This is a genomic window from Trinickia camelliae, from assembly GCF_053525655.1.
In genome coordinates, this window is record NZ_JBCHAA010000007.1 from 120,857 (window position 1) to 142,677 (window position 21,821).

General features: G+C 60.9%; 19 protein-coding genes. 13 read left to right on the forward strand and 6 right to left on the reverse strand.

Annotation, left to right across the window (positions count from 1 at the left end; translation table 11 throughout):
- The first annotated feature begins 100 nt into the window (after positions 1-100).
- From AAHK20_RS13940 to AAHK20_RS13965, 6 genes are all read left to right on the forward strand, one after another.
- The gene (locus tag AAHK20_RS13940) at positions 101-1,117 is read left to right on the forward strand and encodes a GlxA family transcriptional regulator (protein WP_449182047.1); all 1,017 of its coding nucleotides are present in this window, start codon (positions 101-103) and stop codon (positions 1,115-1,117) included.
- Between the two features lie 208 nt (positions 1,118-1,325).
- Complete coding sequence (locus AAHK20_RS13945; protein WP_449182048.1) at positions 1,326-2,318, forward strand: carbon-nitrogen hydrolase family protein; 993 nt, start codon at positions 1,326-1,328, stop codon at positions 2,316-2,318.
- Positions 2,319-2,370: 52 nt separating this feature from the next.
- Positions 2,371-3,408, forward strand: coding sequence for an alpha/beta fold hydrolase (locus AAHK20_RS13950; protein WP_449182228.1), 1,038 nt, complete (start codon positions 2,371-2,373; stop codon positions 3,406-3,408).
- A 107-nt stretch (positions 3,409-3,515) separates the two neighbouring features.
- Positions 3,516-4,448, forward strand: coding sequence for an NmrA family NAD(P)-binding protein (locus AAHK20_RS13955; protein WP_449182049.1), 933 nt, complete (start codon positions 3,516-3,518; stop codon positions 4,446-4,448).
- Positions 4,449-4,471: 23 nt separating this feature from the next.
- Positions 4,472-5,824 (forward strand): epoxide hydrolase family protein, encoded by a 1,353-nt coding sequence (locus AAHK20_RS13960; protein ID WP_449182050.1) that lies wholly within the window; start codon positions 4,472-4,474, stop codon positions 5,822-5,824.
- Between the two features lie 158 nt (positions 5,825-5,982).
- Entirely contained in the window at positions 5,983-6,615 is a 633-nt protein-coding gene (locus AAHK20_RS13965) for a LysE family translocator (RefSeq protein WP_449182051.1), read from the forward strand.
- A 327-nt stretch (positions 6,616-6,942) separates the two neighbouring features.
- Here AAHK20_RS13965 and AAHK20_RS13970 read toward each other — a convergent pair whose 3' ends face one another.
- On the reverse strand, positions 6,943-7,392 hold the full coding sequence (locus AAHK20_RS13970; RefSeq protein WP_449182052.1) for an ester cyclase: 450 nt from the start codon (positions 7,390-7,392) through the stop codon (positions 6,943-6,945).
- Positions 7,393-7,661: 269 nt separating this feature from the next.
- Here AAHK20_RS13970 and AAHK20_RS13975 point away from each other — a divergent pair, with 269 nt between their 5' ends.
- The gene (locus AAHK20_RS13975) at positions 7,662-8,135 is read left to right on the forward strand and encodes a DUF6130 family protein (RefSeq protein ID WP_449182053.1); all 474 of its coding nucleotides are present in this window, start codon (positions 7,662-7,664) and stop codon (positions 8,133-8,135) included.
- 294 nt (positions 8,136-8,429) lie between these two features.
- Here the strand turns inward: AAHK20_RS13975 and AAHK20_RS13980 are convergent, their stop codons facing one another.
- The 4 genes from AAHK20_RS13980 to AAHK20_RS13995 form a co-directional block, all read right to left on the reverse strand.
- The gene (locus AAHK20_RS13980; RefSeq protein WP_449182054.1) at positions 8,430-8,708 is read right to left on the reverse strand and encodes a DUF4148 domain-containing protein; all 279 of its coding nucleotides are present in this window, start codon (positions 8,706-8,708) and stop codon (positions 8,430-8,432) included.
- A gap of 327 nt (positions 8,709-9,035) precedes the next feature.
- Positions 9,036-9,347 (reverse strand): DUF4148 domain-containing protein, encoded by a 312-nt coding sequence (locus AAHK20_RS13985; protein ID WP_449182055.1) that lies wholly within the window; start codon positions 9,345-9,347, stop codon positions 9,036-9,038.
- Positions 9,348-9,498: 151 nt separating this feature from the next.
- Positions 9,499-10,854, reverse strand: a complete 1,356-nt coding sequence (locus tag AAHK20_RS13990) for a HAMP domain-containing protein (RefSeq protein ID WP_449182056.1) — start codon at positions 10,852-10,854, stop codon at positions 9,499-9,501.
- A gap of 148 nt (positions 10,855-11,002) precedes the next feature.
- Positions 11,003-11,272 carry a DUF4148 domain-containing protein gene (locus AAHK20_RS13995; protein ID WP_449182057.1) on the reverse strand — a complete coding sequence of 90 codons (270 nt, stop codon included), beginning with the start codon at positions 11,270-11,272 and terminating at the stop codon, positions 11,003-11,005.
- A 295-nt stretch (positions 11,273-11,567) separates the two neighbouring features.
- Here AAHK20_RS13995 and AAHK20_RS14000 point away from each other — a divergent pair, with 295 nt between their 5' ends.
- Positions 11,568-11,960: a hypothetical protein gene (locus AAHK20_RS14000; protein WP_449182058.1), complete on the forward strand. Its 393-nt coding sequence runs from the start codon at positions 11,568-11,570 to the stop codon at positions 11,958-11,960.
- Positions 11,961-12,078: 118 nt separating this feature from the next.
- Here the strand turns inward: AAHK20_RS14000 and AAHK20_RS14005 are convergent, their stop codons facing one another.
- Entirely contained in the window at positions 12,079-13,248 is a 1,170-nt protein-coding gene (locus AAHK20_RS14005; protein ID WP_449182059.1) for a porin, read from the reverse strand.
- Positions 13,249-13,833: 585 nt separating this feature from the next.
- Here AAHK20_RS14005 and AAHK20_RS14010 point away from each other — a divergent pair.
- The 5 genes from AAHK20_RS14010 (at position 13,834) to AAHK20_RS14030 (ending at position 21,635) form a co-directional block, all read left to right on the forward strand.
- Complete coding sequence (locus tag AAHK20_RS14010) at positions 13,834-14,757, forward strand: LysR family transcriptional regulator (protein WP_449182060.1); 924 nt, start codon at positions 13,834-13,836, stop codon at positions 14,755-14,757.
- Between the two features lie 17 nt (positions 14,758-14,774).
- The gene (locus AAHK20_RS14015) at positions 14,775-15,449 is read left to right on the forward strand and encodes a response regulator transcription factor (protein WP_449182061.1); all 675 of its coding nucleotides are present in this window, start codon (positions 14,775-14,777) and stop codon (positions 15,447-15,449) included.
- Positions 15,450-15,696: 247 nt separating this feature from the next.
- On the forward strand, positions 15,697-18,969 hold the full coding sequence (locus AAHK20_RS14020; protein WP_449182062.1) for an efflux RND transporter permease subunit: 3,273 nt from the start codon (positions 15,697-15,699) through the stop codon (positions 18,967-18,969).
- On the forward strand, positions 18,959-20,179 hold the full coding sequence (locus AAHK20_RS14025; protein ID WP_449182063.1) for an efflux RND transporter periplasmic adaptor subunit: 1,221 nt from the start codon (positions 18,959-18,961) through the stop codon (positions 20,177-20,179). Before AAHK20_RS14020 ends, AAHK20_RS14025 begins: the two co-directional genes overlap by 11 nt.
- Positions 20,172-21,635 carry an efflux transporter outer membrane subunit gene (locus AAHK20_RS14030; protein ID WP_449182064.1) on the forward strand — a complete coding sequence of 488 codons (1,464 nt, stop codon included), beginning with the start codon at positions 20,172-20,174 and terminating at the stop codon, positions 21,633-21,635. The genes AAHK20_RS14025 and AAHK20_RS14030 overlap by 8 nt, the downstream gene beginning before the upstream one ends.
- The last annotated feature ends 186 nt before the right edge of the window (positions 21,636-21,821 follow it).

Sequence of the window (21,821 nt, forward strand, 5' to 3'; positions counted from 1 at the left end):
TGCTCCTGCTTACAGATGATTGGATGTGGCGATGATCGGGGTTTACTCGTGCGGCCGGAAGTGGCAGCATCGCCATTATTCAAGGAATTTCAGACACGCTATGACCATCGTCCGCATCTGGGTCTATGACGGGATCCTCGCATCCGGCGTCGCGGGACCGGTTGACGTCTTCAGCGCGGCCAATCAGTTCCAAGCGCGCAAGGCTGCACCGGGCACGACATCTGCGCCCGCGTTTGCATGGCGCGTGGAATCTCTCGACGGGCAACCCGTCACGGCTGCGTCGGGCCAGACTATTCACGTCGACGGCAAGATCGACCCGCGCAAACGGGCAGACGCCGTTCTGCTGACGGCGCCGTTTTTCTCGAACATCGACGAGTTCATCGGGCACCGCGAGCAGTTGAACGCGCTGTCATCCGCGCTGCGGCGTCAACGCAAGGCAGGCGCCGTGCTGGCGGCTTATTGCACGGCCAACTACCTGCTCGCCGAGGCGGGCCTGCTGGATGGACGCGCCGCAACGACGCACTGGGCGAGAGCCGCGGACTTCGCGCGCCGCTATCCGCGTGTCGAAGTTCGCGCACAGGAACTGCTGATCGCGCAAGACGGCATCATCTCGGGCGGTTCCGTGACGTCGTATCTGAATCTCGCGGTGCGGATCGTCGAAACGTTCGCCGGCGAAGAACTCGCCGCGATGACCGCGAAGGCGCTGTTGATCGACATGAACCGGACGTCGCAGGCTTCCTTTGCAACGCTGCTCGACGAACATGGGCATACCGACACGCTCGTCGCGCGCGCTCAGCAGCAGATGGAGGCGACGTTGCAGCAGGGATTCCGGTTGAGCGATCTGGCGGCGTCGCTTGCTGTCAGCGAACGCACGCTCAATCGCCGTTTCAAGGAAGCGGTCGGGCTCGCACCGTTGACCTATCTGCAGAATCTGCGCATCGAGGTCGCGAAAAGGTTGCTGGAAACGCGCCCAATAGGGCTTGAGGCGGTGAGTCAGCGGGTCGGGTATGGCGACATCAGCACATTTCGGCAATTGTTCAAGCGCAAGACCGGGTTGTCGCCGAGTGAATATCAAATGCGGTTCTCGCGCGCCGCGGCGGAGAATATAGAAGGCTAGTCTTTTGTATCTCAACGTATCTGCAACAGATAGAGATACGCGCGCTTACACACAACCGACTTTTCGGACACGAGCGAGATACGTTCATCCGCTCAAATACGCCCATCGCGAGCAAAGCACCGCACCGCAAAAACTGGGCTTACCGAAATAGTGCATATGCATGATTGACCGACGCCTGGTACCCCGCCCCCTCATCTAGGAGTCTGTCGTGAAAGTCGTCAAAGCCGCCGCCGTCCAGTTCAGCCCGGTGCTCTATAGCCGTGAAGCCACCGTCGCCAAGGTCGTGCAGAAGATCCACGAACTCGGCCAGAAAGGCGTGCAGTTCGCCACCTTCCCCGAAACGGTCGTGCCGTATTACCCGTACTTTGCGGCCGTCCAGACGGGTATCGAGCTTCTGTCCGGCGCCGAACATCTGCGCCTGCTCGAACAGGCTGTGACGGTGCCGTCCGCCGCTACCGACGCGATCGGCGAAGCCGCGCGAAAAGCCGGCATGGTCGTTTCCATCGGCGTCAATGAGCGCGATGGCGGCACGCTGTACAACACACAATTGCTCTTCGATGCCGACGGGTCGCTGATCCAGCGCCGCCGCAAGATCACGCCGACGCATTTCGAACGCATGATCTGGGGCCAGGGGGATGGCTCGGGCTTGCGTGCAGTCGACAGCGCAGTCGGCCGCATCGGCCAGCTCGCCTGCTTCGAGCACAACAACCCGCTCGCGCGCTACGCGATGATCGCCGACGGCGAGCAGATCCATTCGGCGATGTACCCGGGTTCCGCTTTTGGCGAAGGCTTTGCCCAGCGCATGGAAATCAACATCCGCCAGCATGCGCTCGAATCCGGCGCGTTCGTCGTCAATGCGACGGCGTGGCTGGACGCGGACCAGCAGGCGCAAATCATGAAAGATACCGGCTGTGGAATCGGTCCGATCTCGGGCGGATGCTTCACCACGATCGTCTCGCCTGACGGCATGCTGATGGCCAAACCGCTGCGCTCGGGTGAAGGCGAAGTGATCGTCGATCTCGACTTCACGCACATCGACCGCCGCAAGATGCTGATGGACTCGGCCGGCCACTACAACCGCCCCGAATTGCTGAGTCTGATGATCGACCGTACGCCGACCGCGCATGTTCACGACCGCGCTTCGCACCCGACGGTCGCGAACAGCCAACTTGCCGACGATCTGCGCCCCCAAGCTGCGTGACCTGCGAACTTCGATTTGTCTCTCTATCGAAGGAGGATTTGTTTTGAAAGCAATGATCAGGACCGGCTGCGCGAGCCTCGCCGTTGCGGCGCTGATGGCGGCCGCCTCGCCCGGCTACACGCAGACGTCCGCTACGGATGCACCCGTCGCAACGCATGCGCGCAAACCCGCGGCCGCAAAGACCGACGTCTCGGACAGTACGCTGGTGAAGTCGCTGCCCGGCTTTAGAAATGGTTATGCAACCGTGAATGGCGTACGGCTGCACTATGTGGCCGGCGGCAAGGGCGAGCCGCTCGTGTTGCTGCCCGGTTGGCCCGAAACGTGGTGGACCTTCCACAAGATCATGCCGGCGCTCGCCGAGCATTACACCGTGATCGTGGTGGATCTGCGCGGCATGGGCGCGTCGTCGAAACCCGCTGACGGCTATGACAAGAAAACGATGGCCGCCGATATCCATGAACTGACGCAATCGCTTGGATACGACAAGGTTGCGATCGCGGGACACGACATCGGCTCGGCTGTGGCGTTCGCCTACGCGGAGAACTATCCGGAAGCCACCGACAAGCTGGTGATGATGGAGTTTCCGCATCCCGACGATAGTCTGCAGACGTTTCCGCTGCTGCCCGCCCAAGGCGCATACGGTGACAAGCTGGGTTCGGCGCGACCGAATCTGTGGTGGTTCGCGTTCAATCAGGTCAGAGGATTGCCGGAGCAGCTGCTGGCAGGCCGCGTCCGGCTTGAACAGGACTGGCTCTTCCACTACTTTCTTGTGAATGAGAATGCAGTCGACGCGCGCGACCGCGCCGTGTACGAGCACGCCTATAACAGCGCCGCCGCGATCCGTGCGGGCAACGCGTGGTATCAGGCCTTCCCTCAGGACATCAGCGACAACAAGAATTACGGCCAGTTGCAAATGCCCGTTCTCGTGATGGGCGGCCCCGCATACAAATGGATGAAAAAGGTCGTCGGAGAAAAGGCGGCCAATATGAGCGCCGTCGACGTCGAGAACAGCGGGCACTTTATCCAGGAGGAGCAGCCCGAACTGGTGACGAAGACGATGCTCGGCTTTCTGCAAGGCGCCCGCGAATGATGATTCGATTGTCGCGTTGATCGACGTATGCACGCGCACATCTTCATTCATAAACGTGTATATGCATGCATAAATAAAGTGAAGTCTCTCCTTGAAAGGTATGTGATATGACAACGAAACCTGCCAATGATGGGCCCATTCTTGTGACGGGCGCCGGAGGCGCGATTGGTGGAATTGGCCGCAACGTGACAACGTCATTGCTTGCGAAGGGCTATAAAGTGCGGGCGCTCGTCCGGACAGAAGACGAACGCGCCGACGAGCTGCGCCGCCTTGGCGCCGAAGTCGTAGTCGGCGATCTGACCGATCTCGCCGCGATGCACCGCGCGATCGAAGGTTGCACGCGCATCTATTTCGGCATGTCCGTCTCCGCGGCCTATCTCGAAGCAACCGTCAATTTTGCTGCCGTGGCGCGTCATCATGGCGTCGACGCCATCGTGAACATGTCGCAGATGACGGTCACGGAAATGAGCATCACGGAGACGACCGACAGCCCCCAGCATAAGCTGCACTGGCTTGCCGAGCAGGTTCTGCAGTGGTCGGGGCTGCCCGTCGTCACGGTACGGCCCACGGCATTTCTCGAGAGCTTCTTCCTGACGCTTGGCGCAGCCGGCGTGCGCGACAACGACGAACTCGCGCTGCCGCTCGGCAACAGCAAGACGTCGCCGATTTCAGCCGTTGACGTTGCGGATGCGGTATCGGTGATTCTCGAAGACCCGGCGCCGCATCTCGGCAAGATCTATAACCTGACGGGCCTCGAATCAACCGATCTGGAGCAGGCCGCGCGCGTCTTTTCGGACGCGCTCGGCCGGCCCATCCGATACCGGAATGTGCCTGTCGCGCCGTGGTCGGACAAATTGCGCGAACTCGGCATTCCCGCTCACGTCGTCGCTCATCTGGCCGTGATGGCCGACCTGCACGTTCAGGGACGATACGACCGCATGACGAACGACCTGTTCGAACTCACGGGCCGCAAACCCATGAGCATGTATGACTTCGTGAAGCTGCACATCGCCGACTTCACGCCCAACGCAACACGCTGATCCAAGGCAGGAGACCCGATCCCATGTCACAAGACACGCCCCAATCCTCATCGCGCCGGAACTTCGTCGGTATCGCCGCCGCGGCGCTCGCGGCAGGCTCGCTGAGCCGGCTCGCCTTCGCGGAAACGAGTCCGGCAATCGGCACGATCACCGAACCCGCGAACGGCGACAAAACGGCGATTCGGCCGTTCCGCGTTCACGTTCCCGAAGCACAGCTCGTCGACATGCGGCGCCGCATCAAGGCCACGCGCTGGCCGGATCGCGAGACAGTGCCCGACGAATCGCAAGGCATTCAGCTCGCCACCATCCAGGGGCTCGCACAATACTGGGCGACCGGCTACGACTGGCGCAAATGCGAAGCGCGGCTGAATTCGTATCCGCAGTTCATCACCGAGGTCGACGGCCTCGACATCCATTTCATCCATGTGCGTTCGAAGCACGAAAACGCGATGCCGTTGATCGTGACGCATGGCTGGCCCGGCTCCGTCATCGAGCAATTCAAGATCATCGACCCGCTCGTCAATCCGACCGCGTACGGCGCACCGGCTTCCGATGCGTTCCATCTCGTGATTCCGTCGTTGCCGGGCTACGGCTTTTCGGCGAGACCGACCACGACAGGCTGGGGACCGGAACGCACCGCGCGCGCGTGGGTCACGTTGATGAAGCGCCTCGGCTACGAGCGCTTTGCTTCGCAGGGCGGCGATCTCGGCGGCATTGTCACGAACATCATGGCCAAACAGGCGCCGCCCGAATTGATCGGCATTCACGTGAACTTCCCTGCGTCGGTTCCGGCCGAGATTCTGAAGTCGCTGGCGGCGGGCGATCCGATGCCTGCCGGTTTATCGGACGAGGAACAGCACGCGTATGACCAATTGAGCGCGAACTTCAAGAAGAAGCGCGGCTACGCTTTCGAAATGGGCACGCGCCCGCAGACGCTGTACGGACTCGCCGACTCGCCCGTCGCCCTTGCATCGTGGCTCCTCGACCACGGCGACGGCTACGGCCAGCCCGCGGCGGCGTTGAGTGCTGCCGTGCTCGGTCATCCCGTCAACGGTCATTCATCAGGCGCGCTGACGCGAGACGACGTGCTCGACGACATCACGCTTTACTGGCTGACCAACACCGGTATCTCGGCGGCGCGCTTCTATTGGGAGTCGCACGCGAATTTCTTCCTCGCGGCCGACGTCAACGTGCCTGCCGCCGTCAGCGCGTTTCCGGGCGAAAACTACCAGGCGCCGAAGAGCTGGACCGAAAAGGCCTATCACAACCTGATTTACTTCAACAAACCCGAAACGGGCGGGCACTTCGCGGCATGGGAAGAGCCGATGATCTTCGCGAACGAAGTGCGCACGGGGTTAAGGCCCTTGCGCGCCTAAAGCGCGAAGCGCTCCGATGCGAATGCGTCGGAGCGTTCCTCGTTCGACGCACACCGGTTCGTATGTCTGATATTCCGCGAAAGATGGCAACATTGCCACTTCCGCCCGCTTCACCAAAGCCCGATGATCAACCGACCTTTTGTTGCTGGAGCCAAAACATGACTGGAAACGCTTACTTCTCGGCCAACCTGTTGCTTGCCTATGCAGCGTATTTCGTTGGCACCGCGAGTCCAGGGCCGAGCAACCTTGCAATTATTTCCATAGCAGCCAGTCATGGCCGGAAAGCAGCGTTGATGTTCGCACTCGGTGTCATCTCTGGGTCGATGTTTTGGGCGACGGTGGCAACGCTGGGCGTGTCGGCTGCTCTGATCGCTTATTCGCAGTTCATCATTGCAGTCAAGATTTTTGGTGGTCTGTATCTCTTGTGGCTGGCCTTCAAATCCGGACGCAATGCGCTTGCGACTACAGCTGCATCTGTATTGAACGTGGAACGAACACCGACATTGACGAGCGTCTACTCCCGTGGATTGATGCTCCATCTCACCAATCCCAAAGCCATCCTCGTGTGGGTTTCAATTGTTGCTCTATCGTCGAACAGCACGGGGCCTGCGCATAGTGCTTTAGTTGCGGGCTGTGCGGCAATCGGATGTCTGGTGTTCGGCAGTTATGCAGTACTGTTTTCGACGGACTCGGCTCGCAGGTTGTACGTGCGGACGCGTCGCGCCATGGAAGGATGCCTGGCCGTAGTCTTCGGGATCGCCGGCATCCGACTTCTGGCGTCGCGTATCTAGCTGGTTTCAGTACCTTCGCTTGTCCAATGTCACCCAGCGGGAGAGTCCTTATTCGTAGAGGCATTTGGAACGACAGCCGGGATCTCGCAAGGGACTTTTGTTTCGTCCGGCTCGATGGCAACGCTGAGGCCGGTTTCCGATCTGGCGTGGCGTTGAAACAAAGCGAGAAGCTCGGGACGCAACCCATCACCGCGTTGGGCTGCAAGAGCATGAAGCGAGAGGAGTGGCAACATGATTCGACTCCATTCAAAGATGGGCCGTCGGGATTCAGCAACGATCAAAAGGTTGGCGTTGGGCGACCCAGCAAGGGTCGCCCGATAGCCGCACTCAGACCGTCTTGATCAATCCCAGTTGCGTGAGAGCCGTCACACCGTCATCGAGACCGAGCTCTTCGACAATTCGGCCGTCCTTCAGGCGTAGCACTGTGGTGCCGGTGAATCGCATCTTGCGTCCCGTCGCCGCCGGCAGCGATCCAGCGAGAAAGTCGCTGAAGGCCGGGCCCGTATGCGTGCCGCCGCCTTCCCATTGACCGACGACATAGTCGCCTTCGGCGATGAGGTCGGCTGCGCCCCAGAAATTGAGGTCCGGGAAAGCTGCGCGGAAATCGGTCATGAACGCCTTGATGTCTTCACGGCCACGGCGCGGCTCGTGCAGCGAATACTTGAGCAGCATGTCCGGCGCGGCGATCTCGTCGACGATACCTAGGTCGCACTTCTCACCCCAGAAATTCGTGAACCACCGACCTACGATCGCCTTGTTGTCTTCTTCCTTCGACATGTTCGACTCCTGCTGATCTTGATCAACGGCAAAGCGGGATTGCTCCGCCTGGAATGAACGATATCGATCGACGTATCGCGCTGCTATCCGTTTCTTGCGGTGAAATTCGGCGACCTGTTTCGCTGCTTCGGCTGGCAGCCGGAATATCTACAGAAAGCGCTACGCATGCCTACACAAAACCGCCTTTCTGACACGAGCGGGATACGCTCATCTGCTCAAATACATCCATCGCGCGCAGAACAGCGCGCCTCAAAAGACTGAGAACGCAAATGAACATGCTGATCAAGACGCTTGCCGCAGTCGCGGCGGGTACCGTGCTCGCCACGAACGCCTTCGCCCAGAGCACAGGGGAGGCCGGTGTCGCCTCGCCGTACGTCGCCATCGACAACGAGCCGCCACCCAAACTGATTGTGGACCCCACGCCGCTTCCCGCAGGACTGGCGCACGGCATCGTCTGGATCCAATATCGGGTGGAGAACGTGCATATCTTGCCGGTGTTTGGGGCAGGCGCGCTCAACATCTCTCCACGAGTCGGGCATCTGCACGTACACATCGATGACTTGCCTTGGGGTTGGGTAGAAGCGAATAACGTCAATACAATCAGCGTGGCGGGTCTGCCACCGGGTCAGCACAAGATGCTGGTCGAGTTGGTCGACGCTCAACACCACGTATTCGCTGGGTGCACAGAGTGCAGGAAGACGGTGACGTTCACGGTCCCAGAGGGCGCGTCTCACACACACTGAAGGTAATGACACGAGCATCTTCGTTAGTTCGTCTTCGTCATGAGCCGAAATACGGTACGCAAAAGTCGGGCGGGCCGACACAACCGTCTGCGGTATTCGTTGGCGTGCCCGCGCAACCGGCGAGCAGCACGCCAACTGCTGTGGCCGCCCCCGCGTACAACGCGGCACGTTTGATCCAGATACGCCATTTCATTGGGTTCGGAACGCTATGAAAGTGAGGAGAGGAGGGGCGGCGGCTTTTGCCGCCACCGCGAGTCTGTCGAGCGCGCGAGAACGCGGCGGAACCGTCGGCGCTCAGTGCGAGTACAGCGTCGAGTTCAGGTAGTCGAGCTGGCCATCCTTCTCGGCTTGAACGAGTTCGTGATAGACCTGAGCGCGCGTCTTTTCCTGCACCGGTTGGCCATACGGCGGGGTCCATTGGCCAACCGCAGCGGCCGGCACATTGGCCGAAGCTACTTGCGCGGTCGAATACGTTTGCGGTTGCTGCGGGGCCGGAGCCGGAGTCGATTGTGCGAATGCCGAAGCGGTTGCGGTGGCGCCGATCATGGCAATGACGATCATTGGGAATTTCATGTTAGCTATCCTCACAATTTCAAGTTTAAGGACCGAGGAACGAATCACGAGGGGAGTGAGCGTTTCGTGGATCGGTTCATGAGTAGGATAGTCAACCGTGGATAGCGGATTGATGGTACGAATATGAAAATAGTTTTAGACGTTTTAAAGAAAGCGATGCGGATTCTATTGGCGCGATTAAACGAATTGCGTCGCTTTTCTAAAGCGCAATTTAAGAAGCGATACGGGACGCTGGCGTTAGCGCGGATTGAGACGCGCAATGAGGTGCTGAATACGAATGGCGGCGTTCAGCGCTGTAGATCGGTGAGAACGCCGCCAACGGGTCGGTTATTGCAGTCGTGAATGCGTATGTGCGGCGGTCTGTGCCGGCCGGCAATCGGCAAGATACTTCGCGCTCAGTAGCTCCTCCGCACTTCTGATGTCGTTCGGATAATCCAGGTCATCGCCTGTGGCTGGGCGGTAGCCAACCGATTCGAGCAAGGAAAGCTCTCTTATCAGATCTTTGTGCGTGACGGGTTCCGTGGTCTGGACGAACGGATAGGCGTTGCACTGCTGCGGGGTCAGCGGGCTCGATGCCAGCGCTGAAGCGCTCGCAAAAAGCAGTGAGCTCGCGAGCAGGCACATTAGTCGAAGATTCATAACAGACTCCTATTGGAAACGCCGTAGCGAAGAGACCGGAATGGCGTTGCCGATCTCGTCGTCTACGTAACCAGCATAGTGAGCCGCAGACACGCTTTCAATGTCACGGACCTGATGATCGATTCACGAAACTTTGCGCGGGGAGATTTAATTAAAGGCCAAACGACATCTGCGGCCAGCAATCGATCGTGACGCGCGCGGCAAGCGCCGCATCATCGACGCGGATCGCGAAATCGTGGCTTCGTGCGACCGCCCACGCAATGCTGAGATGAAGCCCCATATCGTCTTCCGCCGGCGCTGGTGTATCGAGAGCGGCGTGAGCGTGAAAGGCGAAGGTTCTGTCGGCGCTGTTTTCGTGAATCTGGATGCGCGGACCTTGCGGCGTGGTGGCCAATCCTATGCGGACCTCCACCCCCGGTCGCGATACGTTGACGGCGTTGCCGATCAAGATGCCCAGCATCTCGAACAGCAGCGCACGATCCGCGTGAAGCGCGGGAACCGGGCTCGCGGCCACGGTCAGCGCGATGGCGCGGCTTTCCGCCAAGGGCGCGTAGAGATCGGCAACGTCGAGCACGAGCGCTTGCAGGTCGATCGTTTCAAATCCGCCGCGATGCTGTAGTCCCGCGATTTCGGCCACGCGCAACGTGGCCTTGAAGCGCGCGAGCAACGTATCGGTTTCCGAGCGGGCTTGGTCGAGCAATTCGGTCAGCAGCACGTCCCGCTCGACTCGCGGGTGCTCTGACGTTCTTACGATCAGCGAGCGGACATGCGCGAGCGGCGTGCGCAGGTCGTGCGCGATGCCGTCGCACGCGCCTTTGACCTCGAACATCAGCCGCTCGATCTCGCCGAGCATGCGATTGACGAGATGCGACAGCATGTCGATCTCGTCTCTTCCACCGACCGGAAATCGTTGGCTCAGGTCGCCTCGCGCGACGAGTTGCGCGGCTTCGCGGATCGCGCTGATGCGGCGGTGCTGCCGGATGCCGATCGCCACGCCGACAGCGCCGCTCGCCAGCAAGCAAAGCAATCCGCCGCCAAGCAGCGCGGTGGCGATAGCCTCGCGAACCTCCAAGACATGCGTCATGTCCTGCGCGACCAGCAGCGTGCGGCCGTCGCCGCGCATTTCGACCATGACGCGCACGGTGGGCGGATCGGGAGCGATGACCGTCAACGTACGTTTGAGCGTGAGGCCGGTTTGGCGCGGCGGCAAATGCGGCGGCAACGCAAGCATATCGCCTGCCACGGGTACGCCGTTCTTGTCGAAGAGCCCGTAATAGTTCTGGTGCAAGTGCTCGAATTCGCGCCGTCTGTTGATGGCGCGCGCCAAGTCCGCGTCGGGAATGGTCCGAAAAAAACGCAGTTTCCAGGTCAAAACTCTGTCGGTTTCGTTTGTCAGCTCGTTGAACGCCATCCAGCCGATCGACGTCAGCAGCGTCATCAGCAAAGCGGCGAACACGAGGAAATAAACCAAGAGAAGCCGCAGCGACATCATGCGGTAGAGCTGCATCCCCGTCTTTGGTCTTATCGGACGCATGCGTTCTATTGGCTGGCGGTCTCGGCCAGCGCCATACGAATTGCAGGAGACGCCGGCGCGAAGCGCAACTCTGCCTCATGCCGGCGGGGAGACATGCCCAGTGTGGCGCACATGGGCGGAATCAGTGGTGGGCGTAGAGCGTCGAATTCAAATAAGCAAGCTGACCGTCGCGCTGGGCGTGAACGAGGTCGTGATAGACATCCGCGCGAGTCAGGCCTGATGTGGAGGGAGCATCCGGAGAGACCCACTGAGCGCTGCCCACTTGCGCGACGGACAGCGTTTGGTTTTGTTGCGTATCCGCATTCTGCGCGGCGGGCGCCTGGCTCTGCGCGAAAGCCCAGCCCGGAACGGCGGCGACGGCGAGTGCAAAAATGAAAGGCAATGATTTCATATCGAACCTCATATCAACGTAAATGAAAGTGCGGCTGCACGCTTAACGTGTGTTCATCCGCTGAGGCAAACAATAAGGGGCGGCGTTTGGCGTTCCGGCCGCAACAGGATGAAGAAATGTTCACCTTTGCTTCATTCGGCGTTGACGGTTCGCTGTCTGCTTCCGCTTCAGCTGCATTACCGATGCGTTACCGCTACTTAAACAAAACTTCATTTAAAGATCGCCAGTAAGCAACATTTCGGGCCGGCCGCGCGTTCCATAATTTCCACATCGCGATCGAGAGAGGAACAGTGTGATGGCACGCCCAATGAGTATCGAACTGGTCAATGAGTACGGCGCGCATGCGGTGCGCGTCAGTGTCGACAACCGCTCGGTGTTGCTGGAGGCCGACGAGGTCGATGCGATGATCGAGCATCTCAGCTTCATTCGTGCGTCGATGCGGCCCGAGGTGCCCAAAGTGCCGTCACGTACGCATCAATACGTGATCGAGATGGACCCCTGCTGGCATGCGGAAAGAAATCCGTTGTTCGATGGGGCCGTGCTGTTTATGCGGCATACGGGCCTCGGCTGGGCCGGCTTTGCGATTCCGCAGGAGAGTCTCTTGAAGCTCAATGAGGTGCTGGCGAACCATGCCAAGGCGTCGATGGAAGCCGCCGAGCGGGAACATGCGCCGATGCTGCCGAACTGAATCGCTGCTTTAGCGTGAGCCGAACGAATAGCGGCCGGCACGTCGGGATGACGTGCCGGCCGCCTGCGTGTTGCTCCGCGCGCTTTACACGCGCGTCGCATTCACGTTGAAACGTGGCTTAGAAGCGATGCCGCATGCCGATTGCCACAGCCACCTGCTTGTTGGTGGTCGAGGGATCGACCCCGGTGATGTCCGCATTGCCGAGGATGGTGCCGTCGGCGCCGACAGCGCGCTGGAAGGTGCCTTCCAGGTAGACGTCGGTGCGCTTGCTGAGCGCATAGTCGCCTTGCAGGTTGAAGGTGTGGTACTTGAGCGTGGTGTCGCCCGTGGCCGTGCCGGCCTTGCCGTCGGTGAACGTATAGGCTCCCGCAACGCTCAACATCGGCGTCAGGAAGTAGCGTGCGTTGACCTCATAGTTGTCGAAGCGCAGGCTGTTCGCTGTGAGCGATTCGAAGCTGCCGGCTTGGTTCAAGCCCGACAGCTGATCGATCTTCGTGTGCGTCCAGAGCAAGCCGACCGTTGCCGGACCGAACGCATAGTTCGCACCGGCGCCGTACGTGCGTTGACGCTGGCCGAAGAAGGTGCCCTCGCCGTCGGTGCTGCTCACGGCGCCGCCCGTGTTCGTGCCGATCCCGCCGGGGTTGTCGAGCTGCAAGTAAGCCGCCGCAATATTCAGCGGACCGTTGCTATACGAAGCGCCGGCGCTGAACGCGCGGTTATCGGCAAAGGAGCCTGCCGAGTTGGAGAAGCCGTACAAGCCGCCGAAGTGGAAGCCGGCGTAATCGGCGCTTTGGTACTTCAACGCGTTATTGATGGCGAACTGGCCGTTCAGGTTGTCGTTGTCGAACGGATGCGAGGCCAAATTGCCGCCGTACTGCGTGCCGGCCGCGGACAGCGGGCCCAGGTAGTCGACCACGGAATCATATTGCTTGCCGAGCGTAACGGTGCCGTATTGATCGCTTTGCAGCCCGACCCACGCCTGACGCCCGAAGATTTCGTTCGACTGCGTCAGCGCGCCGTTGTTCAGATTGAAGCCGTTTTCCAGCTTGAAGATCGCATGCAGTCCGCCACCCAGATCTTCGCTGCCTTTCAAGCCCCACAGGGTGTTGCTTACAGCCCCGCTGCCCAAACTATAGGATCCACCCGACGTTGCGGAGCCGGGTGCGTGTGCGTTGTTCGCGTAGACGATTCCCGCATCGAGAACGCCGTAGAGCGTGACGCTGCTCTGTGCATGGGCGGCGCCTGCAAACACACTTGAGAGGCCGGCGATAAGAATCAGTTTCTTCATGTTCTACTCCTTGAGGATAGCTTTTGCTAAAGCCACGCTTAGCCATGCGCTGAGTGGCCTTAGCGGCGTGAGTCTAAGAAAGCGTACGAAGAAACCCGATGAGAAAGATCGGAATTCACTTTTTCAGGATCAGAAACAGCGCTCGCATTGACAGGTTTCTCGCTTGTCCAGCATGGCGAAGCGCGAATTTGATCTGCACGTTCGTAATCGAAGGTAAACGGAACGATGTGGCCGTCGAGCAACAAAAATCGTGCGGTGAAATACGCAGTAACGTCGCTAGTTTGTCGTTCTTTATTTCGAAACCGGCACTAATGTATTTCAGAGTGAACCAACGCGCCTAAACGCGTGAACCCTATACTTCTCATGCCGTCGAAAGCGGCACTTTTTCATCCAAATCTCTTTAGCGCGAGCCTGGCTCGCGCTTTTTTTTGGAGAAGTGCCGATAGCTTTCGAACAGAACCCACGCAGCTGACGGTTCATGAACATTGCACAAAATTAAACAAGACTTAATGGTCCTGGCAGAAGGGATTTAATCGCCATCGTCCATGATGCACGCCATTGCGCTTTTCCTTTGTCGGAAACCATATGAATCAGCTACAAGCAATGCGGGTGTTCACGCGCGTGGTGGATCTAGGCAGCTTCAATCTGGCCGCCAAGCAGCTAGGCATGTCGGCGGCAGCAGTGACGCGCAGCGTCGGCATGCTGGAAGCGCATCTGAACATGCGCCTTCTGAATCGTACGACGCGCAGCCTCTCGCTGACCGAAATCGGCAAGGACTATCTGGACGGTTGCCGCACGATCATCGAAAAGCTCGACGAGATGGAGTCCAATCTCGTTCAGGCCACGCGCGACCCGAGCGGTACGCTGCGAATCGCGGCGCCGATGACGTTTGTCGCGTCGGGTCTTGGCGCGTTGCTCGCGTCTTACCGTGCCTTGCACCCGCGCATCGATTTCGATGTGACGACGTACGACACGCATATCGATATCGTCGAAGGCGGCTTCGACGTCTGCTTCTCGGACGACCGGCGTCTTGCCAGCTCCACACTGGTTAGCCGCCGCTTGACGAGCGTCGAGGAAGTGGTGGTCGCCTCGCCCACGTATCTCGCGCGGCACGGCGCACCGCGCGATCCGTCCGCGCTGAGCGGCCATAGTCTGCTGTGCGTGTCGGACGGCTCATCTCGCATGTGGGAGTTCAGCGACGCGAACGGCGTCTACCGCGTCTGCACCGGGCGCGGCGTCAGCGCGACGAGCAGCTCGATGGTTCGCATGGCGGCGCTCAATCATATCGGTATCGCCATGCTGGCCGCGCCGCTCGTCGCGGATGACATTGCGCGCGGCACGCTCGTGCCGTTGCTCGAGCAGTTCGAGGTGAACGGCGGGCCGCGCCAGATTTCAATTCTCTATTCGGGGCGCAGCAACCTGCCGAGAAAAATCCGCAGCTTCATCGATTTCACCGTGAGCCAGTATCGTGCGCCCGACAAGCCGGTCGCGTTGCGTGCGGTCGCCTGAAGAAGCATCGAAGAAACATGGCAAAGGTATTGACGATAGAAGACGACGAGCTGATCGCGCGGGACGTCGTGCGCACGCTCACCGCGAGCGGATTGACGGTCGACGTCGCGCACACGGGCCGTGAGGGCTTGGCGAAAGTCATGGTGGGCGACTACGACGTGGTGACGCTCGACCGCATCCTGCCCGATCTCGACGGTCTGACGATCGTCGCGACGATGCGCGGTGTGGGCATGGAAACGCCGGTGCTGGTGATGAGCGCGATGTCGGAGGTCGAGCAGCGTATTCAGGGCTTGCGCGCCGGCGGCGACGACTATTTGACGAAGCCGTTTTCCTCCGAAGAGATGTCCGCGCGCGTGGAAGTGCTGTTGCGTCGACGTCCGCGCACGCCCAAAGCTGAAACCATCTTGCGCCAAGGCGCGTTGGAACTCGATCTCCTGCGGCGCAAAGTCAAATACCGCGAAAGCGAACTCGACTTGCAGCCGACCGAATTGCGCGTGCTCGAGTTCATGATGCGGCACGCGGGCCAGATCCTGACGCGCACGATGATCTTCGAAGCCGTATGGGGTTGCCGTTTCGATCCCGGTACGAACTTGATCGACGTGCACGTCGGGCGCTTGCGCAAGAAGGTCGATGTGCCCGGCGAGCGGCCGATGATTCGCACGATTCGCGGATCGGGCTATATGTTCGGCTGACGTGTCGCGTAAGCGAAGTCCGCGAAAGACGCGCGCTTGCTAAGGCGCGCGTCTTTGCTTCAATGCGCGAAGTCCTTAAGCATCACGCGCAGCACTAAGAAAAGCTAAAACTTCTTTCATCCATTTAGTCGCCGGCTGTTAGGCCGTGCTCCTCAGAATGCTGACTCAGGTATCGCGCATGAGAGGCGATACCGCAGATCCAAGCCTGCGCTTCCATCGTGAGCGCCCCTGAACGGAGCAGTCGTAGATGTTGAAAATCGTCCGGTTGGCTTTGACCCGGCCCTACACGTTCATCGTGCTTGCGTTGCTGATCTTGCTGGCCGGTCCGCTCGCCGCGTTGCGCACGCCTACCGATATCTTTCCCGACATTCGCATTCCGGTCATCAGCGTGGTCTGGAGCTATGCGGGGCTTCAGCCCGACGACATGGCCGGGCGCATCGTGACTTACTACGAGCGCACGCTCGGCACGACCGTCAATGACGTGGCCCATATCGAATCGCAATCGTTCCGCGGTTACGGCATCGTGAAGATCTTCTTTCAACCGACGGTCGACATTCGCACGGCCACTGCGCAAGTGACGTCGGTTTCGCAGACGGTGCTCAAGCAAATGCCGCCCGGCACGACGCCGCCGCAGATCATCAACTACAACGCGTCGACCGTGCCGGTGCTGCAGCTCGCACTCAGCAGCAACACGCTCGACGAACAGAAGCTCGCCGACTACGCGGTGAACTTCATTCGACCGCAATTGCTGAGCGTGCCGGGCGTAGCGATCCCGAACCCATACGGCGGCAAGACCCGTGAAGTACAGATCGATCTCGATCCGCAGGCGCTGCAAGCGAAGAAGCTCTCGGCGCAGGACGTGGCAACCGCACTCGCCCAGCAGAACCAGATCATTCCGGCCGGCACCGAAAAGATCGGCAAATTCGAATACAACATCAAGCTCAATAACAGTCCGTTGACGATTCAGGAGTTGAACGACTTGCCGATCAAATCGGTCGACGGCACGACGATCTACATGCGCGACGTCGCACACGTGCGCGACGGCTATCCGCCGCAAACCAACGTCGTGCGTGTCGACGGACACCGCGCGGTGCTGATCAGCATCTTGAAGAATGGGTCGGCTTCGACGCTCGACGTCATCGCGGGCATCAAGGCCAAGCTGCCGCGTATCGAAGCGACGCTGCCGCCGGGACTCGAGATCGTCACGATGGGCGACCAGTCGGTGTTCGTCAAAGGCGCGGTGAGCGGTGTGGCGCGCGAAGGCATTATCGCGGCGGCGCTGACGTCGCTGATGATTCTGCTGTTCCTCGGCAGCTGGCGTTCGACGCTGATCATCGCCTCGTCGATTCCGCTGGCGGTGCTCGCGGCGATTGCGGGCTTGTCGGCGATGGGGGAAACGCTCAACGTCATGACACTCGGCGGCTTGGCGCTCGCGGTCGGCATTCTCGTCGACGACGCGACCGTGACGATCGAGAACATCAATTGGCACTTGGAGCAGGGCAAGGACGTCAAGCGCGCGATTCTCGACGGCGCCGCGCAGATCGTCACGCCGGCGTTCGTCTCGCTGCTATGCATCTGCATCGTGTTCGTGCCGATGCTGCTGTTGAACGGCATCGCACGCTATCTGTTCGTGCCGATGGCCGAGGCGGTGATCTTCGCGATGATTGCATCGTTCATTCTGTCGCGCACTTTCGTGCCGATGCTGGCGCAGTATTTGTTGCGCCCGCACGCATCGGGCGGACACGCGTCCGGCGAACTCGCCGCGATCATGTCGCCTTACGGCGCGCATGCACATGGGCACGGGGGAGGCCATCCGACGCCGCCCTCGCGCAATCCGCTCGTGAATTTTCAGCGCGCATTCGAGCGGCGCTTCGAGCGCTTTCGCGCGGTGTACCGGATTCTTCTGGGTCTAGCGCTGACAAATCGCAGGCGCTTCGTGGGCGGCTTTCTCGTGGTGGTCTGCCTATCGTTCCTGCTCGCCCCGTGGCTTGGCAGAAACTTCTTTCCGAATATCGATTCCGGTGAGATCGCGCTGCACGTTCGTGCGCCGATCGGCATGCGCATCGAAGATACCGCCGCGATGTTCGATCACATCGAGACCGCAGTGCGGCAGACGATTCCGCCCGATCAGCTCGGGAGCATCATCGATAACATCGGCCTGCCCAACAGCGGCACCAACCTGACCTACAGCAACAGCGGCACGACGGGCCCGCAAGACGGCGACATCCTGATCGCGCTGAAGGAAGATCACAGCCCGACTGCGGACTACGTCAAGACGCTGCGCGAAAAGCTGCCGCGCGAATTCCCCGGCACGACGTTTTCATTTTTGCCTGCGGACGTCGTCAGCCAGATCCTGAACTTCGGCGCGCCCGCGCCGGTGGATGTGCAAGTTGCCGGTCCCGATCAGGATGCGAACCGCCGCTATGCGACGGAATTGCTGCGCCGCGTGCGGATGATTTCCGGCATCGCAGACCCGCGCATTCAGCAAGACGCGACCTATCCGGAGTTCACGATCCACGTCGACCGCTCGCGCGCCGATCAGCTCGGCATTACGGAGCAGGACGTGACGAACTCTGTGGTCGCGAGCCTTTCGGGCACGAGTCAGGTTTCACCGACTTACTGGCTCAATCCGAAGAATGGCGTGTCGTATCCGATCGTCGCGCAGACGCCGCAGTACCGGATGACATCGCTCTCGAGCCTGAACAACTTGCTGGTGACGGGCAAGAGCGGTTCCGATCAGATCCTCGGTGGCATCGCGACGATTACGCGCGGCGTCGGCGATACGGTCGTCTCGCACTACAACATCGAGCCGCTCTACGACATCTACGCGACGACGCAAGGCCGCGATCTCGGCGCCGTGGCGGCGGACATCAACCACATCGTCAAAGCGACTGCGAAGGACGTGCCCAAGGGTTCAACCGTCACCGTGCGAGGCCAGGTGCAGACGATGAATAGCGCGTTCGTCGGCCTGCTGCTCGGCCTCATGGGCGCGATCCTGCTGATCTATCTCTTGATCGTCGTGAACTTCCATTCGTGGAGCGACGCGTTCGTGATCGTGAGCGCGTTGCCCGCGGCGCTCGCCGGCATCGTCTGGATGTTGTTCACGACGCACACGTCGCTCTCCGTGCCCGCGCTGACGGGCGCGATCCTATGCATGGGCGTGGCGACCGCGAACAGCATTCTCGTGGTGAGCTTTGCGCGCGAGCGTCTGGCGGTGACCGGCAACGCGCTCGTCGCCGCGATGGAAGCGGGCTTCACGCGTTTTCGCCCCGTGCTGATGACGGCGCTCGCGATGATCATCGGCATGCTGCCGATGGCGCTCGGCATGGGCGACGGCGGCGAGCAGAACGCGCCGCTCGGCCGCGCGGTGATCGGCGGCCTGATCTGCGCGACGTTCGCCACCTTGCTCTTCGTTCCCGTCATATTCAGTCTCGTGCATCGGCGCGATGTGGCGATCGGGGCCGTGGGCGAGTCAACTCATTCCGAATCCGAAGACTCTGGAGCCCTCCATGTCAACTGAAATCGACCTCGTCGCATCGCCGAAACGATTGCGCCATTTGAGGCTCGCCGGCCTCGCCGTGTTGCTGGCGGCTGCCGGCATCGTGACGAGCGGCGTCGTGAGCCGCGTGCACGCGAAGCAGGAGATGACCACGTGGTCCGCCGACGAGGCGATCCCGACGGTCACGACCTTCGTGCCGAGCCAGACCGCGCCGACGCAATCGCTCGTGCTGCCGGGCCATCTCGCGGCCTATGTGAACGCGCCGATCTACGCGCGCGTGTCTGGCTATCTGCATGCGTGGTACGCGGATATCGGCACGCACGTGAAGGCGGGGCAGCTGCTCGGCGTGATCGATACGCCCGATCTCGACGAGCAATTGCAACAGGCGAAAGCCGACTTGGCGAACTCGACCGCGACGGAAAAGCTCGCGGAAACCACGGCGCAACGCTGGACGAAGATGTTGCAGCAAGACTCGGTCTCCGAGCAGGCCGCCGATGAGAAGACCGGCGATCTCGCCGCGAAGCAAGCGACGGTCGCAGCCAACGAAGCGAATGTGCGCCGCCTCGAAGCGCTCGAATCGTTCAAGCGGATTACCGCGCCCTTCGACGGCATCGTGACCGCGCGCAAGACCGACGTCGGCCAATTGATCGACGCGGGCAGCGGCACGGGGCCGGAGCTGTTCACGGTATCGGACGCGCATCAATTGCGTGTCTACGTGAGCGTGCCGCAGGACGAAGCGGCCGCGATCAAGCCGGGCATGACCGCCACGCTGACGGTGCCCGAGCGTCCCGGCATGAAGTTCGACGCGAAGCTCGTCGATACCGACGATTCGATTGCTGCGTCGTCGGGCACGCTGCTGGTGCAATTGTCGGTGGACAACAGCAGCGGCTTGCTGATTCCCGGCGAATACACGGAGGTGCATTTCGCGCTGCCGACGAACGCGCATTCGCTGCTGATTCCCGCGAGCGCGCTGATCTTCCGGCAAAACGGCTTGCAGGTCGCCGTCGTCGGCAAGGACAACCGTGCGGTGCTGAAACCCGTGAGCATCGCGACGGACCTCGGCACACAGGTGGAAATCGCATCGGGTCTGAACACGGACGAACGCGTGATCGACAATCCGCCCGATTCGCTGGCGTCGGGCGATCAGGTGCGATTGGCGTCCGGCGCGGCATCGTCCGCGCCGGATACCGCTCTCGCAGATCACCGCGATGCGGAGCAAGCGCATGGTTAAACGCAGTATCTGCATGGCGCTCGCGGCGACGGTATTGACGAGCGCCTGTTCGTTCGCACCGACGTATCAGGTGCCGCCGACCGCCATGCCAACGGCATTCAAGGAAACGGGCAACTGGCAATTGGCGAAACCCGCCGACCGGATTCCGCGCGACGCGTGGTGGAGCGTCTATCGAGATCCCGTGCTCGACAAGCTCGAGACGCAGGTGGCTTTGGCGAACCCGGATGTGGCGGCGGCCGTCGCGCGCCACGACGAGGCCATCGCCTATCTCGACCAGCAGCGCTCGGGCCTGTATCCGACGATCGGCGCAGGCGCGCAAGTGTTGCGCGAGCGCCAATCGGACAACCGTCCGCTGCGCGGCAGCGGTGAGCCGTCGGCATACGACTCGAATACGCTCGATGTGGGCATCAACTACGACCTCGACCTATGGGGCAAGGTGCGCAACGAAGTCGCCGCGGGCAAGGCGGAAGCGCAAGCGAGCGCCGACGATCTCGCGTCGGTTCGCCTCAGCTTGCAGGCGAGCTTAGCGAACGCCTATTTCACTCTGCGCGGTCTCGACGAACAGCAGCGGCTGCTTACCGATACGATCAACACCTATCAGCGTGCGCTGCAGTTGACCGAAAGCCGCCACGCGGGCGGCATTGCATCGGACCTCGATGTGTCGCGCGCGCAGACGCAGCTCGAATCGGCGCAAGCGCAAGCGGAGGACGTGAAGGCGCACCGCGCTCTGTATGAGCACACGATCGCGACACTGACCGGCGTGCCGGCATCGAATTTCTCGCTTGCTCCCGCAGTAGCGGCGACGTATCTGCCATCGGTACCGGCCGGCATTCCGGCCACACTGTTGCAGCGGCGCCCCGATATCGCCGCAGCGGAGCGGCGCGTGGCGGCAGCGAACGCAAGGATCGGCGTGGCTAAGGCGGCGTTCTTCCCCGACCTCTCGCTGGGACTCGATGGAGGTTACCAAAGCGATGCGTTTTCGCCTTGGCTCATGGCGCCGAATGAAATCTGGTCGATCGGACCGACTCTCGTGGCGACGATTTTCGACGGCGGACGGCGCGAGGCGATCACGCAGCAAGCACGTGCCAAGCTCGCGGAGAACGGTGCGCAATACAAGCAGACGGTGCTGCAGGCATTCCAGCAAGTCGAAGACAATCTCGCGCTCGAACATCACTTGGGTGACGAGGCGGCTCGAGAAAACGAAGCGCTCGATTCCGCGCGGCGCACGCTGAAGCTTTCGATGTCGCGCTATCGCGATGGTGTCGTCAGCTACCTCGAAGTCGTGACCGCGCAGACCACGGAGCTTCATACCGAGATCGTCGATCTCAATCTTCATACGCAGCGACTAGCGGCTTCGGTCGGCCTAATTGAGGCGCTGGGCGGGGGATGGGAAGCCGACCAGCCTTCCAGTACAGCGCGGCAGCATGTCAGTCCGATGAACGCGTTGCCCGCCTGAAACGCAAAATCTGAAATTCTGACTTTCATGTTGGCCGCCCTCGGGCGGCCTCTATATTTGTGGAGTTCGAATCATCGGCAGATCGCGAAAGCGGAAGCTGCCGAGCCGTTCAGCCGCGCGTCGCCGGTCTCGTATGGGCGTCGCGCCGCGGCTTCGCGCCACGATTCGACGGTAGGAATGCATGTC

Excerpts from the sequence above, each read along its gene's own strand:
- AAHK20_RS13970 (WP_449182052.1), bottom strand. The coding sequence starts at position 7,392 with ATGTCGAAGGAAGAAGACAACAAGGCGATCGTAGGTCGGTGGTTCACG.
- AAHK20_RS14015 (WP_449182061.1), top strand. The coding sequence starts at position 14,775 with ATGGCAAAGGTATTGACGATAGAAGACGACGAGCTGATCGCGCGGGAC.
- AAHK20_RS13960 (WP_449182050.1), top strand. The coding sequence starts at position 4,472 with ATGTCACAAGACACGCCCCAATCCTCATCGCGCCGGAACTTCGTCGGT.
- AAHK20_RS13940 (WP_449182047.1), top strand. The coding sequence starts at position 101 with ATGACCATCGTCCGCATCTGGGTCTATGACGGGATCCTCGCATCCGGC.
- AAHK20_RS13950 (WP_449182228.1), top strand. The coding sequence starts at position 2,371 with ATGATCAGGACCGGCTGCGCGAGCCTCGCCGTTGCGGCGCTGATGGCG.
- AAHK20_RS13965 (WP_449182051.1), top strand. The coding sequence starts at position 5,983 with ATGACTGGAAACGCTTACTTCTCGGCCAACCTGTTGCTTGCCTATGCA.
- AAHK20_RS13975 (WP_449182053.1), top strand. The coding sequence starts at position 7,662 with ATGAACATGCTGATCAAGACGCTTGCCGCAGTCGCGGCGGGTACCGTG.
- AAHK20_RS13985 (WP_449182055.1), bottom strand. The coding sequence starts at position 9,347 with ATGAATCTTCGACTAATGTGCCTGCTCGCGAGCTCACTGCTTTTTGCG.
- AAHK20_RS13990 (WP_449182056.1), bottom strand. The coding sequence starts at position 10,854 with ATGCAGCTCTACCGCATGATGTCGCTGCGGCTTCTCTTGGTTTATTTC.
- AAHK20_RS13995 (WP_449182057.1), bottom strand. The coding sequence starts at position 11,272 with ATGAAATCATTGCCTTTCATTTTTGCACTCGCCGTCGCCGCCGTTCCG.
- AAHK20_RS13955 (WP_449182049.1), top strand. The coding sequence starts at position 3,516 with ATGACAACGAAACCTGCCAATGATGGGCCCATTCTTGTGACGGGCGCC.
- AAHK20_RS14025 (WP_449182063.1), top strand. The coding sequence starts at position 18,959 with ATGTCAACTGAAATCGACCTCGTCGCATCGCCGAAACGATTGCGCCAT.
- AAHK20_RS13980 (WP_449182054.1), bottom strand. The coding sequence starts at position 8,708 with ATGAAATTCCCAATGATCGTCATTGCCATGATCGGCGCCACCGCAACC.
- AAHK20_RS14030 (WP_449182064.1), top strand. The coding sequence starts at position 20,172 with ATGGTTAAACGCAGTATCTGCATGGCGCTCGCGGCGACGGTATTGACG.
- AAHK20_RS14000 (WP_449182058.1), top strand. The coding sequence starts at position 11,568 with ATGGCACGCCCAATGAGTATCGAACTGGTCAATGAGTACGGCGCGCAT.
- AAHK20_RS14020 (WP_449182062.1), top strand. The coding sequence starts at position 15,697 with ATGTTGAAAATCGTCCGGTTGGCTTTGACCCGGCCCTACACGTTCATC.
- AAHK20_RS14005 (WP_449182059.1), bottom strand. The coding sequence starts at position 13,248 with ATGAAGAAACTGATTCTTATCGCCGGCCTCTCAAGTGTGTTTGCAGGC.
- AAHK20_RS14010 (WP_449182060.1), top strand. The coding sequence starts at position 13,834 with ATGAATCAGCTACAAGCAATGCGGGTGTTCACGCGCGTGGTGGATCTA.